16 protein-coding genes and 4 pseudogenes are annotated in these 15,911 nt (G+C 48.2%); 6 read left to right on the forward strand and 14 right to left on the reverse strand.

The annotated features are described in order from the left end of the window. Nucleotides 1-23: 23 nt before the first annotated feature. From AB5Y92_RS21775 to AB5Y92_RS21795, 5 genes are all read right to left on the reverse strand, one after another. Entirely contained in the window at nt 24-1,055 is a 1,032-nt protein-coding gene (locus AB5Y92_RS21775; protein ID WP_101318646.1) for an IS630-like element ISAhy2 family transposase, read from the reverse strand. Nucleotides 1,056-1,156: 101 nt separating this feature from the next. Continuing rightward, nucleotides 1,157-2,548 (reverse strand): DEAD/DEAH box helicase family protein, encoded by a 1,392-nt coding sequence (locus AB5Y92_RS21780; RefSeq protein WP_368227781.1) that lies wholly within the window; start codon nt 2,546-2,548, stop codon nt 1,157-1,159. Nucleotides 2,549-2,557: 9 nt separating this feature from the next. Then, nucleotides 2,558-4,552 (reverse strand): site-specific DNA-methyltransferase, encoded by a 1,995-nt coding sequence (locus AB5Y92_RS21785; RefSeq protein ID WP_368227783.1) that lies wholly within the window; start codon nt 4,550-4,552, stop codon nt 2,558-2,560. A 139-nt stretch (nt 4,553-4,691) separates the two neighbouring features. Beyond that, entirely contained in the window at nt 4,692-4,943 is a 252-nt protein-coding gene (locus AB5Y92_RS21790; protein ID WP_275116054.1) for a hypothetical protein, read from the reverse strand. After that, a complete protein-coding gene (locus AB5Y92_RS21795; RefSeq protein WP_088814310.1) occupies nt 4,927-5,565 on the reverse strand; it encodes a recombinase family protein in 639 nt (212 codons plus the stop codon). The genes AB5Y92_RS21790 and AB5Y92_RS21795 overlap by 17 nt, the downstream gene beginning before the upstream one ends. Before the next feature lie 332 nt (nt 5,566-5,897). On the opposite strand from AB5Y92_RS21795, the gene AB5Y92_RS21800 reads away from it, so the two are divergent. The 4 genes and pseudogenes from AB5Y92_RS21800 to AB5Y92_RS21815 form a co-directional block, all read left to right on the forward strand. Beyond that, nucleotides 5,898-6,545, forward strand: a complete 648-nt coding sequence (locus AB5Y92_RS21800; RefSeq protein WP_005321392.1) for a division plane positioning ATPase MipZ — start codon at nt 5,898-5,900, stop codon at nt 6,543-6,545. Beyond that, nucleotides 6,536-6,811, forward strand: coding sequence for a hypothetical protein (locus AB5Y92_RS21805; protein ID WP_073545203.1), 276 nt, complete (start codon nt 6,536-6,538; stop codon nt 6,809-6,811). The genes AB5Y92_RS21800 and AB5Y92_RS21805 overlap by 10 nt, the downstream gene beginning before the upstream one ends. 501 nt (nt 6,812-7,312) lie before the next feature. Continuing rightward, nucleotides 7,313-9,256 (forward strand): annotated as a pseudogene (locus tag AB5Y92_RS21810) (IS3 family transposase). A gap of 32 nt (nt 9,257-9,288) precedes the next feature. Then, a pseudogene (locus AB5Y92_RS21815) lies at nt 9,289-9,549 on the forward strand (DDE-type integrase/transposase/recombinase); the annotation flags it as partial. 183 nt (nt 9,550-9,732) lie between these two features. Here AB5Y92_RS21815 and AB5Y92_RS21820 read toward each other — a convergent pair. From AB5Y92_RS21820 to AB5Y92_RS21830, 3 genes are all read right to left on the reverse strand, one after another. Then, nucleotides 9,733-10,092 carry a hypothetical protein gene (locus AB5Y92_RS21820; RefSeq protein ID WP_138984556.1) on the reverse strand — a complete coding sequence of 120 codons (360 nt, stop codon included), beginning with the start codon at nt 10,090-10,092 and terminating at the stop codon, nt 9,733-9,735. 151 nt (nt 10,093-10,243) lie between these two features. Beyond that, nucleotides 10,244-10,801, reverse strand: coding sequence for a recombinase family protein (locus AB5Y92_RS21825; RefSeq protein ID WP_101318734.1), 558 nt, complete (start codon nt 10,799-10,801; stop codon nt 10,244-10,246). Continuing rightward, nucleotides 10,795-11,037 carry a DUF86 domain-containing protein gene (locus tag AB5Y92_RS21830; protein ID WP_005321375.1) on the reverse strand — a complete coding sequence of 81 codons (243 nt, stop codon included), beginning with the start codon at nt 11,035-11,037 and terminating at the stop codon, nt 10,795-10,797. Before AB5Y92_RS21830 ends, AB5Y92_RS21825 begins: the two co-directional genes overlap by 7 nt. On the opposite strand from AB5Y92_RS21830, the pseudogene AB5Y92_RS21835 reads away from it, so the two are divergent. Together AB5Y92_RS21835 and AB5Y92_RS21840 are read left to right on the forward strand one after the other, a co-directional pair. After that, a pseudogene (locus AB5Y92_RS21835) lies at nt 11,014-11,286 on the forward strand (integrase core domain-containing protein); the annotation flags it as partial. The gene AB5Y92_RS21830 and the pseudogene AB5Y92_RS21835 sit on opposite strands and share 24 nt — an antisense overlap. A 51-nt stretch (nt 11,287-11,337) precedes the next feature. Continuing rightward, nucleotides 11,338-11,529: pseudogene (locus AB5Y92_RS21840) on the forward strand (Tn3 family transposase); the annotation flags it as partial. 6 nt (nt 11,530-11,535) lie between these two features. Here AB5Y92_RS21840 and AB5Y92_RS21845 read toward each other — a convergent pair. The 6 genes from AB5Y92_RS21845 to AB5Y92_RS21870 all read right to left on the reverse strand — a co-directional run bounded on the left by AB5Y92_RS21845 (nt 11,536) and on the right by AB5Y92_RS21870 (nt 15,802). Beyond that, a complete protein-coding gene (locus tag AB5Y92_RS21845; RefSeq protein WP_232790183.1) occupies nt 11,536-12,006 on the reverse strand; it encodes a replication initiation protein in 471 nt (156 codons plus the stop codon). Nucleotides 12,007-12,164: 158 nt separating this feature from the next. Further along, complete coding sequence (locus AB5Y92_RS21850; protein ID WP_101318736.1) at nt 12,165-12,587, reverse strand: DUF2442 domain-containing protein; 423 nt, start codon at nt 12,585-12,587, stop codon at nt 12,165-12,167. Continuing rightward, nucleotides 12,571-12,822 (reverse strand): DUF4160 domain-containing protein, encoded by a 252-nt coding sequence (locus tag AB5Y92_RS21855; protein WP_101318738.1) that lies wholly within the window; start codon nt 12,820-12,822, stop codon nt 12,571-12,573. The genes AB5Y92_RS21850 and AB5Y92_RS21855 overlap by 17 nt, the downstream gene beginning before the upstream one ends. 57 nt (nt 12,823-12,879) lie before the next feature. Continuing rightward, on the reverse strand, nt 12,880-13,161 hold the full coding sequence (locus AB5Y92_RS21860; protein ID WP_101318640.1) for a hypothetical protein: 282 nt from the start codon (nt 13,159-13,161) through the stop codon (nt 12,880-12,882). A 290-nt stretch (nt 13,162-13,451) separates the two neighbouring features. Next, entirely contained in the window at nt 13,452-14,450 is a 999-nt protein-coding gene (locus AB5Y92_RS21865; protein ID WP_368227791.1) for a Wzz/FepE/Etk N-terminal domain-containing protein, read from the reverse strand. 320 nt (nt 14,451-14,770) lie between these two features. Next, the gene (locus AB5Y92_RS21870) at nt 14,771-15,802 is read right to left on the reverse strand and encodes an IS630-like element ISAhy2 family transposase (RefSeq protein ID WP_101318646.1); all 1,032 of its coding nucleotides are present in this window, start codon (nt 15,800-15,802) and stop codon (nt 14,771-14,773) included. Nucleotides 15,803-15,911 lie beyond the last annotated feature (109 nt).

Genomic DNA, 15,911 nt, shown 5'->3' on the forward strand with positions numbered 1-15,911 from the left:
CTAAATAACTGATCCTAATAGTGCTACACCTTCGCTGTGCCATAGCCATTCCCCGGGAAAGGAGACACGGTATCCATGAAGTGTTTCACTCGAGCCAGCAGGTTGGCCATCCCTCTGCATTGATGATTGCGCGTGATGGTTTCATGTAACTTGTGCCACAGCCGTTCGATGTGATTAACCCAAGGACTGTAAACTGGCTGGAATACCAGGCAGAACTTGGGGTTCTTCTTCAACCATCGCTCGGTCTGTTTGCTTTTGTGAATGATGTAGTTATCGAGGATCAGCGTGATGGTTTTGGCTCGTCGGTAGTGGTGACGCAGCTTTTCCAGCATGGCGATAAACAGGGATGAGTTTTTCTTTATCCCGCTGACGTAAAGCACTCTTCCGTTGCCTGCATGAAGAACGCCTGCCAGGTAATGCTTGGCATTCTGCCCCGGAGTGACAACACGCTTTTGCTGCGCTCTGAACATCCAGTCGGCCCCTAATTTGGGATTGAGGTCTATATCGACTTCATCCTCATAAAACACCGGGTTATCCGCATCACAACGGGCCAGCGCGGCGTCGATATTCGCCATTTTCTCCTGATAGGCCGGGTCTTTTATCCGCAAGGTCGGCACGGGCCTGCGCCAGACAATCCCCATACGAGGTAACCATCGACGAAGTGTGGAGGCGGCCACATTGAGCCCTGTTAACCGATTGATTTTGATAGCCAATAGTTCGGTACACCAACGGCTGCGCTGATAACCAAAATCTTGCGGAGAAAACTGCATGAGCAGCACCAGTAAGGTGACCATCTTGGCGATAGGTAAAACTGGGGCACGGCCAGCCGGTAAGGCTTCTAGCGCATCTATGCCTTCATCTCGATACCACCGAAGCCAACGACCGATGGTCGAGCGCGCAGCGCCGGTAAGGTGATGAACATCAGTGATCGTGCGTCCTTCATGTAACAGCAAGATGGCCATCAAGCGACGAGCATGCCCTTTATCACGCGTGGCATGGATGATTTTGTGAATGCGGCGCCGTTGTGACCGTGGCAGGGGTGGTAGGATAGGCATCAACTCAGTCCTTTGGGTGTGGCTTGTTTTGTTTGGCGACTAATGAGATCGCACAAACTGGGCTGAGTTCCCTTCCTCCAGTGATCTACTATTCGGAACAGTTATTTAGCCTGTACAGGGTGGCTCTCACGCAATGCGGCATACAGCGGTTGACGCAATAATGCTTGGTACTCGTCTTCAAATACACGGGCATATGCGCCAGGCTCACGACGGCCATCCTCATTTACTTGGCGATAAAGGTCTACTCGGTCGATGAAGAATAACGAGAGTACCTTGATACCTTGCGAGTTCAAGCGCAACTCTTTATCCAAATGCTCGCGAATAGTTCGTCGGATCAAATGCCGTTGCAGTGTAAGGGGCTCCACATCGCCAACCGTGTCGCCTGGCTGCAAAAACTGCTCGCCCTGTGGTGTAATGAGAGTCACAAATCCGCCCTTACCCAGCCGTATCTCACCAATCCGATAATCGGCATAAACTGCACGACCAGTATCGTCATCAAGGCGACTACCATCGGTAACAATAACCTCTTCACGTTGAACACCACCTTGTGGACGTTCAACATCAAGTAAAAGGGTGGCCCTGATGGTACCGCGTTTGTTCTCCATAGAAATGAGCTTCACATAGGCCAAGTTATGGGCGTTCTCGACCTGCATTCCCGCAACTTCAATTTGCTTGACCAGTTTACGCTCATAAGCGTCAACTGCATCCAGGCGATACAACATGTGGTGCTTATCGGTATGGGTCGCCGAATAACGCAGAGTAATCAGTGAATTCATTGACTCCAGTGCGGTTTTACCTGCACCGTTCAGACCACCATCAACACTTTGTGGCTCATCGACAATCACTACTGGACGAGTGGCACGGATCAGGTCAATTGGCTTATCCAACTCATCTACAGTCGTTTTTTCACTCGACTGGTAGAGCTTGTTAACATCTTTTTTGTTTATTGCCCCTACCGTCATTACCATAATTTGCATCACAGAACTGGTGGCAAAATTGCGTACATCTCCAGGCCTTGTTGAGTCGTAAAGATAATAGTCGTAAGGAATGCCAGCATATAGGCTTTGGAAATGCTGCCGTGTTATTTGCAGGGTTTTATAGACACCCTCTTTAATGGCGACAGAGGGCACCACGATAATGAACTTGCTCATCCCGAACCGCTGATTCAACTCAAACAGGGAGCGCAGATAGACATAGGTTTTCCCCGTCCCAGTTTCCATCTCGACGGTGAAATCCCGACTGACAAGCTCATCCGCCGGGGGCAGTTTATTTCGCAACTGCACCTGCTGGGTATTGGCCAGTAACCACGCCTCATCATGTATTTCTGGGTTAACCGGGGATGCCCCTGTAGCCCCCTCTAGCGCCAATGCCCCTTGCACTGGAGCCAGTACGGTCATCTCATTTTGCCAACGTTCCATGCCAGCAAACAGGTCGCACACGGCAGTAATAGCATCCAGTTGATAATCGAGATCGGGTTCAAAATGGAGTTTCATCTTGCCCCCTTACAGACTGTGCAATTGGTTGAGGCCCTGCTGCACCAACGTGGCACAGAGGTTGGACTTGGCAACATTATTTTCAAATGCTTCATCGATGAAATAACACACCGCATCAGCACTCCCCCCTAGCTCGCGATGCCAGGTAGTTAACCCTGATGCCAGAGCTTCAATGGAAGAAGCAGGAATATGTGATTCAAGACAGGTAAACAACATCCCATTACCAGCACAGGTCACGCGTAAACCATCAAAGTCACGCACTTCAAGACGGACACTCAAATCAATGCCGCGCTTGAGCAGCAATTCTGTCATGACATCATCCTGTGAGCGATCTTCGAGCAGCGGTGACAAGCTGGCCTGCATCTGTGCATCCAACGACGCGGCATCTGCCGACCATGGGCGAATATTTGAGGTATCGAGCTTAAATACGCGGAATCCGGTATCACCTTGCCAGTCAGGATTGTCAGCGCTGACTTTAGCTCCGGCGCGTCGGAGGCGTTCTTTGGTAAGCTCAGCAATAGAAAATGATTTTTTATACTTAACACAAAAATCATAAGCTTGCTTTTGCTCTTTATTCTCTCTAGAGAGAAGTTCAGGCAATTGCACAAGGATACAACGTAAATTTGAACAGTTTTCAATATTGTATTTGTATACTGCATGACCTACAGAGCCAGAACCAGCGAAAAAATCCATAACAATATCACTTTCATTAACCCTGGCAATTTCAATAATATACTTAATAAGATTGGTAGGTTTTGCAAAGTCAAACGGTATCCCCAAATCCTTTAGTTCTGCGGAACTCTGTCGATTTTCCCACTTACTTATTAGATTGCCTGGGACCATACCTTTTTCTTGCTGTTCTTTCAACCAAAGTTTATTGTATATGTTGTATTTTGATTTCACTCCATTTTCATCCAAAAGAGCAGAGGTACTTGTTTCTTTAAAAACTATATTACCTTGAGAGAATTCCTCTTTATATCTAGCGTAAGTCCATTTCCAAACACCATCACCACGCTCCGGAGTGACTTGTATTCCATCTTGAGTTTTTTCAGGAAATGTTGATCCCGGAGGAATAACAAAAGAACCATCAGGACATTCAACCCAATAGCGCTGATTTGCTCTTGCATCCAAGCTTGCTTTATATAACCGTTCCTCACCATAGACTTCGCCGTCACGTTCTCCACCGACTTGCACCTTATTATAATATGTGGCTATTTGCTCCCCCCCTATCCGGGCTCTAAAATGAGTTGCATTTATTATCTTTTTTGCATAAACCAAAATAAACTCAACATTAGGAGTAAAGAAATTCCCCTTAGCCCCACCAGTTTTCATAACCCGTGATATTGTTGAAATAAAATTATCTTCACCGAATATATCATTACATATTACTTTAAGGTTTTCTATTTCAGAATCATCAATTGAAATAAAAACGACCCCATCATCACAAAGTAAATTACGCGCCAACTTTAAACGTGGGTACATCATGTTCAACCAGTCAGTATGATAACGCCCACTGGTTTCAGTATTTGTACTTAACTTAACATTGCCATCAGCTTGCCCTGTCAATTCCAAATAGTTCTGAACATTATCCTGAAAATTATCAGGATAAACAAAATCTTTACCTGTGTTGTACGGTGGGTCAATATAGATGAGTTTCACTTTTCCGCTGTAGCTCTTTTGCAACAGCTTTAGCACCTCTAAATTATCACCTTCAATCATCAGGTTCTGTGTGCTATCCCAATTCACACTATCTTCTTGACATGGGCGTAGCGTACCTCTAGATGGTGTTAATGCAATTTGCCGAGCTTGCCGCTTACCGTGCCAATTCAGGCCATAGCGCTCCTCTCTATCATCGACTTCACTACCAAGCAATTGCTTTAACACATCAAAATCAATTTTTCCCTCACTAAACGCATCCGGGAACAGCTGCTTTAACTGCCCCATGTTTTCCTCAATCAAAGAAGTCGAAGCCAATTCTGGTGAATCAATCGAAAGTTTTTTCATAAGTTCTGCTTAGTCTCACTGGGGACATTCGGCGGGGATAAAATAGCGCAAATGTAACACGGTATAGGGATGAATGGGCAGCATTGACCCGAGCGCGTACAGTAAATAAGGTCATGTGTATTCAGTGGCACGACGATGATCACCAAAGCGGATAATTGATATTGGGTAAACTATCGCCACCATCTGTGCGCCGTTTTCGTTGGGTTAACGCCTGAGCCTGTACTAGCAATGCCTTGTATTCCTTGGCCACGACTCCAGTTCCGATACCCAAGCCAGGTAAACCACCATAGCGCGCCAGCCAACGCCTTGGCTTAGCCGGATCCCAACTATCCAGCGCCATTTTAAGCTGTAGATCCAGATAGGCATTATCTTCATCATTGTTGAATGGCATCAGGGGCCGCCCTCATCTCTTTTGCCACCTTGGCAATGGTTGCCCTGGAACATTTGAAATTAGCCTCAATCTGAGACCATGACCATTCGTTGTTTAACGCCAATCGCACTCGGTCATGTAATGCAGTATCGACTGGACGTCCTTTGTATCGCCCTGCCTGCTTGGCCTTGGCAATGCCCTCGGCCTGCCGCCTACGCCTATCCTCATAGTCTTTACGAGCGATGGCAGCCAACATATCAAGCATCATGTCATTGATGGCGGCCAACATCCGCTCCTGGAAACCAGCCGAAGGCGTGAGCATGGCCCAAGAGGTGGGGAGATCAAGCGCAACCACCCGCAGCTCCTTGCCTTTGATCAGCATTTTCAGGCGTTCCCAGTCAGGGGTATCCAGTCGACTAAGCCGATCCACCTGCTCAACGAGCAAGATGTCACCTGGCTTTGCCAGTTCCAACAACCGAAACAATTCAGGGCGCGTGAACATGGCCCCACTTTCATGCTCTTGAAACCAGCCATCAATTTGGAACTGGCGTTCATTCGCGAAGTGCAAAAGAGGCTCTTTAGCCCGCAGGGCATCTTGCTCTTTGGTACTGGCCCGTAAATAGGCAAAAACACGATTGGACACGCATTGGTCTCTTTTAAGTGGTTTACATAAAATGGTGTGTTTTGAGTGGTTTTACTACTTCCGGAGCTCACTGTCTAGATGGTTCACCTGGGGTGTACACAAATCAAACCATACTGCGTTCCATCCATCCTCTAAGTTGTTACGCCAAGTTCATTGAGAGGATTCGCATTCATATATTTTTTATCAACACGCGCGCATTTGATAAAGTGATAAAGTGATAAAGTGATAAAGTGATAAAGTGATAAAGTGATAAAGTGATAAAAAATTATATTATCAAAATATTTTTTTATGATATAGTGGCCTCGTAATGTCCATTTGCACTAGAGGCCCCTATGATTACTGTTATAGGTTCAAACAAAGGTGGTGCGTCAAAGAGCACAACTGCTACAAACATTGCAATTGCTTTGGCATTGCGCGGGAAGGATGTTTGTCTTTTAGATGCGGATCTTCAGTCATCTGCGGCAAAGTGGCATGCTTCTCGTGAGGAAGCCGATCTGCTACCTCGTATTACCCTTATTCAGAAATATGGCAACATCAGTCAAACTTTGCGCCAGCTCGATGAAAAGTTTGATCATGTGATTGTAGATGTGGCTGGTCGCAATAGCCGTGAACTGGCTAATGCGGGGGCTGTGGCTGATGTAATGATTGCTCCGCATTTATGCTCACAGTTCGATCTGGACACTTTGGAAGAGCTTGAAGGCCAGTTGGAGGCTTGGCAGGATCTAAATCCTGATTTAAACCTCTATATGTACCAGACGCGAGCTACTACTAATCCTGTATTGCGTGGTAAAGAACGAGCAGAGTTTCTCGAATATCTGAAGTCCTTCCCGACCTTACCTCCTCTTAATGCTATTAACTGTGAACGAAAAATTTATCGAGACGTAGTCCCTCTCGGGAAGTCTGTTTTAGAGGCAACCAATAGAACCGCAATCGAAGAGGTTGAGCAACTTATCGAAGAGGTGTATTCCAAATGGCTTTAAAACCACGGTCTATAAAAAAACCATCAGATGCTCAGGTTGCTGCTCTCGCCGACAAATTGGCTGATAAGCAATATGGTGGGCCATCGCTCATTGTCAAAACTGAAAAAACCGTACAGCGGAGTCTTGCTCTGCCCCAATCTCTCGATCAGGCAATTACCAGGGTATCAGCAGAAAATAAACTCTGTGGGTCTGGTCCGAAAAATACAAGTGCTGTCATACGTGAGGCTTTAGAGCAGTATCTGGAACGGCGGAATAGTCTAGATTGACATTTTATCATTTTATCATTTTATCATTTTATCAAAAAAATATGATTTTATTTTGATAAAGTGTAATTTACTTTCCAAGGCTGGCGGCGTTGTAGGGATTACTTCAGCATTAGGAAATTAAAGCACGTTAAGGGATTTTATTCCCAGCAACGGCGCGGCTTTGCGCAAGCTACGCCCCTATTGAGCGAGGGGACGGGCAATACAAGTAAATCAAGAGAAACAACTTAGCGTTGCACTTCAGAATTGAACTCACTAGCACTTAAATATTAAGATATTGAATCATAAGAAGTAAGGTTTTTGAATTTATGGGATATTATGTTTTTGTAGATTCAATTGATCAACGCAACAACCATGTGAAAGCATGCTGTTGCGGAGGATTGTTGAATGAAACGAACATTTACAGCAAAGGAAAAAGCGTTTGTTTTTGATCTGTGGAAGCGCGGAACCGGCTTCAGTGAGATAGCGAGAATCCTGGATTCGAAACCCGGCACCATTTTCACCATGTTGAGGGACACGGGAGGCATCAAACCGAGCGAACGCTGTCGAGCAGTGGCTCACCTCACGTTATCTGAGCGTGAGGAGATTCGAGCAGGTCTATCGGCAAAGATGAGTATTCGTGCCATCGCACGCTCTCTTAACCGCTCTCCTTCAACAATATCTCGGGAAATTCAGCGCAATCGTGGCCGACTTGGCTACAAAGCTGTTGATGCCAATAATCGTGCAAATCGAATGGCCAAGAGACCCAAGAAATACCTTCTGGAGCGGAACTCGCAACTACGAAATCTTGTGCTGGAACAACTCGAGTTAAAATGGTCTCCGGAGCAAATCTCTGGCTGGCTCAGGAGAACGTTCCCCTGCCAGAACATAATGCAGATATCCGCCGAGACGATTTATAAAACGCTGTATTTTCGTAGTCGGAGTGCGCTGCACCACCTGCTTGTCAAACATCTGCGCCGTTCTCATAGCCTGCGTCATGGAAAACGCCATACACGCAAGGGAGAAAGAGGCACCATCAATATGGTGAACGGCATATCAATCCACGAGCGCTCCAAGCACATCGACAACCGACGATCTTTCGGTCACTGGGAAGGCGATTTGGTGTCCGGTACGAATAACTCTCACATAGCCACACTTGTAGATAGAAAATCGCGCTATACAGTTATTCTCAAGCTAAATGGAAAGGATGCCGGGTCTGTAAATCAAGCACTTATAAATAAATTCCAGGAACTGCCACCCAAACTTAGGTTATCCCTGACGTGGGATCGCGGCATGGAACTGGCCAAGCATCTGGAGCTTACTGCCAGTACAGGAGTAAAGGTTTACTTCTGCGACCCTCAAAGTCCCTGGCAACGAGGCACGAACGAGAACACCAATGGTCTCATACGACAGTTCTTCCCAAAAAAGACATGCCTTGCCCAATATTCCCAGCAGGAGCTGGATAAGGTTGCAGCCCAACTAAACAGCAGGCCGAGGAAGACCCTGAAATTTAAAACACCTAAAGAAGTTATTGAAAAGGGTGTTGCGTTGACAGGTTGAATCTACAGCCGCGTACTTTGCTCAGGAGTCACTGGCAAGTACGCGTGGATAGCCAACCAGCAGGACTTCTATCCCGTTTCCGTTATCTGTCGTATGCTGGAGGTCTCTCGTGCGGGCTTCTACCACTGGCGCCAGCGTCCACCGTCACAGCGCCAACAAGAAGATGAACGACTCAAGGTCGCCATTCGGGCTGCTCACAGCAAGACGCGCCAGACCTATGGCGCAGCGCGTTTACAAGCTGAGTCGGCCGCCGAAGGATTTTACGCCGGGCGGGACCGGATTGGGCTATTGCGCCGTGAAATGGGGTTGTCTTGCAAACAAAAGCGCAAATTCAAGGCGACAACCCATTCTTCTCATTCCCTGCCGGTGGCGGAAAATCTCCTTGGTCAGGTCTTTGCGCCGACGAAGCCCAACGAAGTCTGGACCGGTGATATCACCTATATCGCCACCGACGAAGGCTGGCTTTATCTGGCTGGTCTCAAGGATGTGTTTACCTGTGAGATAGTGGGTTATGCGATGGGAGAGCGAATGACCACCGGGTTGGTCAGTCAGGCGCTGTTTCGGGCTGTGCTGCAGAAGAGGCCGCCCGTTGGGCTTATCCATCACACAGACCGGGGCAGTCAGTACTGTGCTAAGGCTTACCGAGCTCTCCAGGTACAATTTGGCATGCAGAGCTCCATGTCACGCAAGGGGAACTGCTTTGACAATGCCCCGATAGAAAGCTTCTGGGGGTCTCTTAAAAATGAACTGGTTCACCACCATAGATTCAAGACGAGATCGGAGGCCAAGGCAGCGATTCAGGAATACATAGAGATTTTTTACAACCGCCAACGTCGGCATTCACGACTTGGCAATGTCAGCCCGGCGGAGTTTAACAAGAGGTATTGGAGAACAGCTCAGGCTGCTTGATCCGGGACTGTCCGATCTTGTCAGGACACCTCATCTCCTGGGTGACTGACATTACCTACATCCGCTCTCAAGAAGGGTGGCTGTACCTGGCGGTGGTGCTCGACCTGTTCTCTCGCCAGATCGTCGGCTGGGCGATGAAGTCACGCATGACGGCAGACTTGGCGGTTTATGCGTTATTGATGGCCGTCTGGCGGCGCAAGCCCAAGCAGCCGCTACTGGTGCATTCGGATCAGGGCAGCCAGTTTACCGGCGGTGAATGGCAGGACTTTCTGAAGACCCACAACCTGAGTTGCCACCGGCCGCCCGCGCTCGGTGACTTGTTTAACCGCTTCGATTGTGAATGTTTCTGGATAACGCTGACGGGTCATAACACCTCCAATAGTTGCCTCATTTTAAGGCTGTGAGGTGTCTAGGGAACTGGGGGAGATTCAGTATGTAGTACCAGTGGCAAAAAATGACACTGAGTCCGGCAGAAATTACCCGATTAAATTATCAATAGCCTTCCTGATCACAGACTCTCGCTGTTGTTTATAATCCTTCAACTTAATTGAATCATCAGTTGTGAGCGACTTTGACTTGCTTTCCATCGCGTCTATTTTCTTGGCAAGATCGTTGTATCGACTACGGTCAAAGCTCAGATATTTGTCCACTAAATTTTGTGACGCCACCTTGGTTGTAATGCCCTGATTATACACATAATTACCCTTGGATGGCCCTCTGATGAGATAATCATAAGTAAGAGGTTGGCGACTCCGAGACAAAGCGTTCTCAAGCAACGCCTGAGTAATATGGCCATTCTCGTTACTGGTGTCAGACTTCATTTTTTGTTGGTCCATGACCTTCATTCTGGCTCGAGCCATCAAGAGAGCATGGGGGAGGTTATGGCTTTTGATGTACATATCAATAACTACATGGCAAATCGGTGACAAGAACTAGCAAATTACAAGCCAATAAGGGGTCGCCTCAGAAAACGGAAAATAAAGCACGCTAAGCGTGTGCAGAGGCAGGGATCCAGCGGTATAGCGTAGGAACGGACACACCAAGGTTCTTGGCCACATCCTTGGGGGGCACTCCGCTGGCCAATAGCTTCTTGGCTGACTCGATCTTGCTGTCGGTCATTTTCGGCTTACGGCCACCTTTGCGGCCGAGTTGCTTGGCAACTTCTAACCCTGCTCGGGTTCGTTCTACTGTCAGGTCTCGTTCCATCTCTGCGAGGCTTGCCATGACATGGAAAAAGAATCGGCCTGATGGCGTGCCAGTATCGATAGAATCGGTGAGGCTCCTGAACTGGATACCCTGTTTGTGCAGATCGCTAACCAGCGCAACCAGTTGTTTCACTGACCGGCCCAATCTATCCAGCTTCCAAACAACCAGAGTGTCCCCCTCACGCAGCATTTCGAGTGCCTTACCCAAACCGGGCCGATCAGTACGAGTACCACTGATCGTGTCTTCGAAAACCTTTTGGCATCCAGCTTTAGTCAGTACTTCTAGCTGAAGCTCCAGGTTCTGATCTTGCGTCGAGACACGGGCGTAGCCGATCAACATGATTCATCTCTCGCTTGATCTGAATGTTGGAGCACTACGGGCAACTGTTTGAGCAGTTCTGGCAGCAATTCCTGAACCGTGTCCCAGACAATATCGAGGTTAATGTCAAAATAGCCATGAGCCATGCGGTTCCGCATATTCCGCATGCTGCGCCACGGTATTTCCTTGTGCGCTTCGGTAAACGCGGTATACATTGCCGGCATCACCGGTGGAATGGCTCGGCGTATCGAGCCCATGAGACCCGCGCGTTTGCACGAGAAATCGGGTTGGAGCCCAGAACAACTGCGGTGAGGAGCCCACAGGGCAACGGTATAGCGGAGAGCTTCGTGAAGACGATGAAGCGAGACTATATCGAGATGATGCCAAAACCGGATAGCCGAACAGCGGTAGGCAATTTGGCCATCGCGTTTGAGCATTATAACGAGCACCACCCGCACAGCGCCTTGGGATACCGTTCACCTCGGGAATTTCTGCGCAGTCGGGTATCACAACCCTAAGCGGGAAAAAGTGTCTGGATCTATGGGGTCAAATCCAGGAACACAGTCTATCTGGAAAGAGTGGCACATGGATTACGAGCCAAGGGACATGCCGTCGATGATGCGTTATTGCAATACCTATCGCCGCTGGGCTGGGAGCACATCAACCTGATAGGGGATTACCTGTGGCGCAGTGGCGCCAAGATCGGTACAGGTAAGTTCAGGCCGTTACGACCTCTATCACCGGCTTAACGTGCTTTATTTTCCGTTTTCTGAAGCGACCCCTATTTGGTGCCAGACGGTGAGCCAATCGCTATGAGTAGGGTTTTTGGTGATCAGCCCTGCATACCCCATGTCGGCCCCCAGCCGCTTCGCTAGAACATGTTCTATGGCCGCCAGATAGCGCAACGGCTTTTGCCGTGCTGAACTGGTTCGGGCTACAGGGGCCTCCAGCATATACCCGATATGGGCATGGCCGTTCGTGCGGTTAACGCTGATCCAGTGCGGGGCTGGCAAGCCTGCATCCTTACACGCGTGGTAACTGTCCGGCTTGTCCAAGTCGAACACCAAGGAGGATACATGCGGAGGCGGGTTGTACTGGATGTGGAGATAGCCCAGAGCGGTAGCCTGCGGACGAATGAGCAGCCCTGACGATTTATCATCAGTGCAGTAAGGGCGACGAGGGAGACGTTCGATGAATGCAGCGGCGTGAAGAGCTGGTTTTACCATCGAACACCGCGCTTATTGGCGGTGCTGGGTTGTTTGGTGTGATCCATGTGGTATTCTTCTTCCTGTGATTAAGTCACGGCCCCGAACTCTCTGTCTCTTCCGCCAAGTTGAAAGCAGAGATTCGGGGTTTGTCTTTTCTGGACAGTACGTTACCGCAGTCAGGCCGCCGCTGGCACGTTTTTTCTTGGGCGCCCACCCTTTGCACCGTTTGCCCTCGCCGCTGCGACTTTAGCGGGGGTTTTGGCCTTGCCGCCCTTCGCTCCCATCTTGGATGCAGCCCAGTTCGCCGAACCCAACAGCCCTTCCAGCAAAGCAGGCAAGTAGAGATCTGCATCCAACTTCGGAAAGTGCACTCCCAACCCTGACGGCGAGATCTCGATTTCCTGTAAGTCGCTAGGCTTCGCTGCCTCCAACCCCTGCGCCAGATGAGGCGAAAAGGCCAGTTCCAAACCAGAAGATAAGGCGATCACAACCCGTCCAATTCTCCGGTCATAACGCACGCTCGTAGCAACCGGATTACGGTTGCGAGCCTCAGCCCCCCGCTGAATTGCAAGAGCAATCATTTCATCGGTTAGTTCCATGAATCACCTCCCATTGGCTTATCAGGTGGGCTTGATTGCGTTGCAACTCAGCCCAAATGCGCCTAAGCGCTTTACTATCAAACCCGTGGTTTTCCCGCAGCTCTGGTCCATCTTGCTCCCCAGAGAGGTTAAACACCGCCTCGCAGCCGCCCCCAATCACGTGCACATGCGCCGGACGATGGTCGTTGGGATAAATCACCACTCGCCAGCCCCCAATGATCAACACCGTTGGCATCAAACAACCTAACTGTTTTGGTTTTTATTGACACAATACTACACCCGAATGGGTGAGTTAGCGATAGGTTAAAACGCCCTGCAATGGTCTCGGGGCAACCATGAAACCGGCAGCATCGACCTCGAAGCGGATCACCCCGATCTGCTGCAAATAGGCCTGCAAGGTATCGAGCTTACGAAACACTCTGAGCTGCTTGCTACGTTGGGCGGCCAAGGCGCGTTCGGCGAGGCCGTAGCGCACCAGCAGGGTCCAGCCGCTAGGCTGGCCAACGGCGACCACGACACGGACGGCACCGGCGGCCACCAGTTGTACCAAGGTGGGATGGGTAATGGTTTCCATGAGGGGGAGATTCCGAGGCAAGGGATAATGCGACGCAGGATGGGAGATAACGCCCTGCAAAACAAGCCATCTTGCAGGATGATAGGCAGCAAAAAGGGCGTCCGATTTAACGTAACGCCCCCTTATACGCAGTGTAAATGTAAATATAAAATTCGGACGCTGAACGGTAATAACCGCCTTGCTGTTATTGCAAAGGCGGCGGATTCAACACAAAAGTGCAACGCTATGCCTCACTCATATGAGGGGAATTGTTAATTTTGGCCTTCATATTATCGTGTTACACATTCTTCCTATTTGTCCCTAAAGGAAAATCTGACCAATACAATACCAACGCCAAGCATGCCACCAAGCAGAGCCGCCAATACAACTATCAATAACCGCTTAGGTTTATCTCGCGCCAGTGGTTCATTCGGTGAATCTAAATAGGTAAATGATTGAAAATCTATTCCAGTAAGATCTATTTCTTTTAACCTCTTAATTGCAACCTTTAAATCAACCAGTTTAGGTTGATATTCATCTAGCGTCATTGAATCTAAAATTTTCGCTTGTTCCGTTAACGCTCCAACACCTAAAGAGGCAGAGAACCGATCTGAACCGTTATAATTCTCGATAGGCTTTTCAATATTTGCTGCCTTTGCAACATTCATGCTGTAAGTTGCTGACTTACGATCTCGTTCAATTCTGATTTTAGCGTCTTCTGCCATTATATTTTGCTGAAGTGACAATGCTTTTAGCTTGATGTCTAGCTCTGCAATGAGGTTTTCAGTTAGGCGTTTTTTTTGCAATGCACTAATATATTTAGTGTAAGCTTCATGTAGTTTAGTTGATGTTTCTGGCGAATCAGCTGCTACTATCAGTTCATAACCAGTTTTTGTTTGTGGCTCTTTCGGTTTGGCCAATACCTCTGCCCTGATTAGCATAGACCAGTCTTGTAACCACCTGTGCTGCGCCTGTGCATCGAGGTTTTTATCGATCACCTCATGCTTAAAAAACGAACTTTTCCGTAAAAAATCCCGCTGATTGTCGCGCTTATTAAACTCACGGATAAACTCGCTGAATAATTCGTTACCACTAGGTACGCCACCTAAACCAAGTTGATTTATTTGGTCGGTTTTTTTTAGTAAAGGAAATATGTCAACCTTAAGTGGATTGTCGATCGTTGCTTTGGTACTCCACACCGATGGAATTGACAACGAATACCCCCATCCTCCCATAGCAAACAGAGTCACAACAGAGAAAATCAATAATTTATTATGCCACAATTCAAGAATAAGTTCTCTAAGGTCAATCTCATTATCTGTCTGTGCTGAATTCCAGCTTTGCTGTAATGGTGCTAAAGACTATTTTGGCATACAATAATTCTCCTATTTTTTTCGTCTGTTATTTTAACAAAAATGCAAGTCGTGATTTTTGCAATTTTCAATGAAATGTAAAACACATGTGATTTTGTGTGATTATTTTTTGATTAATCCCAATGGTTAATATTAACATGTAATACAACAGGACGAAAGATAAAAAAAGTTTACATTGACAGAACCTAACATATTCAAATTTTATTTTATTATGTTAATGAGAACCCGCTGGAGCTAAATAACTGATCCTAATAGTGCTACACCTTCGCTGTGCCATAGCCATTCCCCGGGAAAGGAGACACGGTATCCATGAAGTGTTTCACTCGAGCCAGCAGGTTGGCCATCCCTCTGCATTGATGATTGCGCGTGATGGTTTCATGTAACTTGTGCCACAGCCGTTCGATGTGATTAACCCAAGGACTGTAAACTGGCTGGAATACCAGGCAGAACTTGGGGTTCTTCTTCAACCATCGCTCGGTCTGTTTGCTTTTGTGAATGATGTAGTTATCGAGGATCAGCGTGATGGTTTTGGCTCGTCGGTAGTGGTGACGCAGCTTTTCCAGCATGGCGATAAACAGGGATGAGTTTTTCTTTATCCCGCTGACGTAAAGCACTCTTCCGTTGCCTGCATGAAGAACGCCTGCCAGGTAATGCTTGGCATTCTGCCCCGGAGTGACAACACGCTTTTGCTGCGCTCTGAACATCCAGTCGGCCCCTAATTTGGGATTGAGGTCTATATCGACTTCATCCTCATAAAACACCGGGTTATCCGCATCACAACGGGCCAGCGCGGCGTCGATATTCGCCATTTTCTCCTGATAGGCCGGGTCTTTTATCCGCAAGGTCGGCACGGGCCTGCGCCAGACAATCCCCATACGAGGTAACCATCGACGAAGTGTGGAGGCGGCCACATTGAGCCCTGTTAACCGATTGATTTTGATAGCCAATAGTTCGGTACACCAACGGCTGCGCTGATAACCAAAATCTTGCGGAGAAAACTGCATGAGCAGCACCAGTAAGGTGACCATCTTGGCGATAGGTAAAACTGGGGCACGGCCAGCCGGTAAGGCTTCTAGCGCATCTATGCCTTCATCTCGATACCACCGAAGCCAACGACCGATGGTCGAGCGCGCAGCGCCGGTAAGGTGATGAACATCAGTGATCGTGCGTCCTTCATGTAACAGCAAGATGGCCATCAAGCGACGAGCATGCCCTTTATCACGCGTGGCATGGATGATTTTGTGAATGCGGCGCCGTTGTGACCGTGGCAGGGGTGGTAGGATAGGCATCAACTCAGTCCTTTGGGTGTGGCTTGTTTTGTTTGGCGACTAATGAGATCGCACAAACTGGGCTGAGTTCCCTTCCTCCAGTGATCTACTATTCGGAACAGTTATTTAG

Origin of the sequence: Aeromonas sp. R1-1 (assembly GCF_040908495.1) — a bacterium.
Taxonomy (GTDB): domain Bacteria; phylum Pseudomonadota; class Gammaproteobacteria; order Enterobacterales; family Aeromonadaceae; genus Aeromonas; species Aeromonas veronii.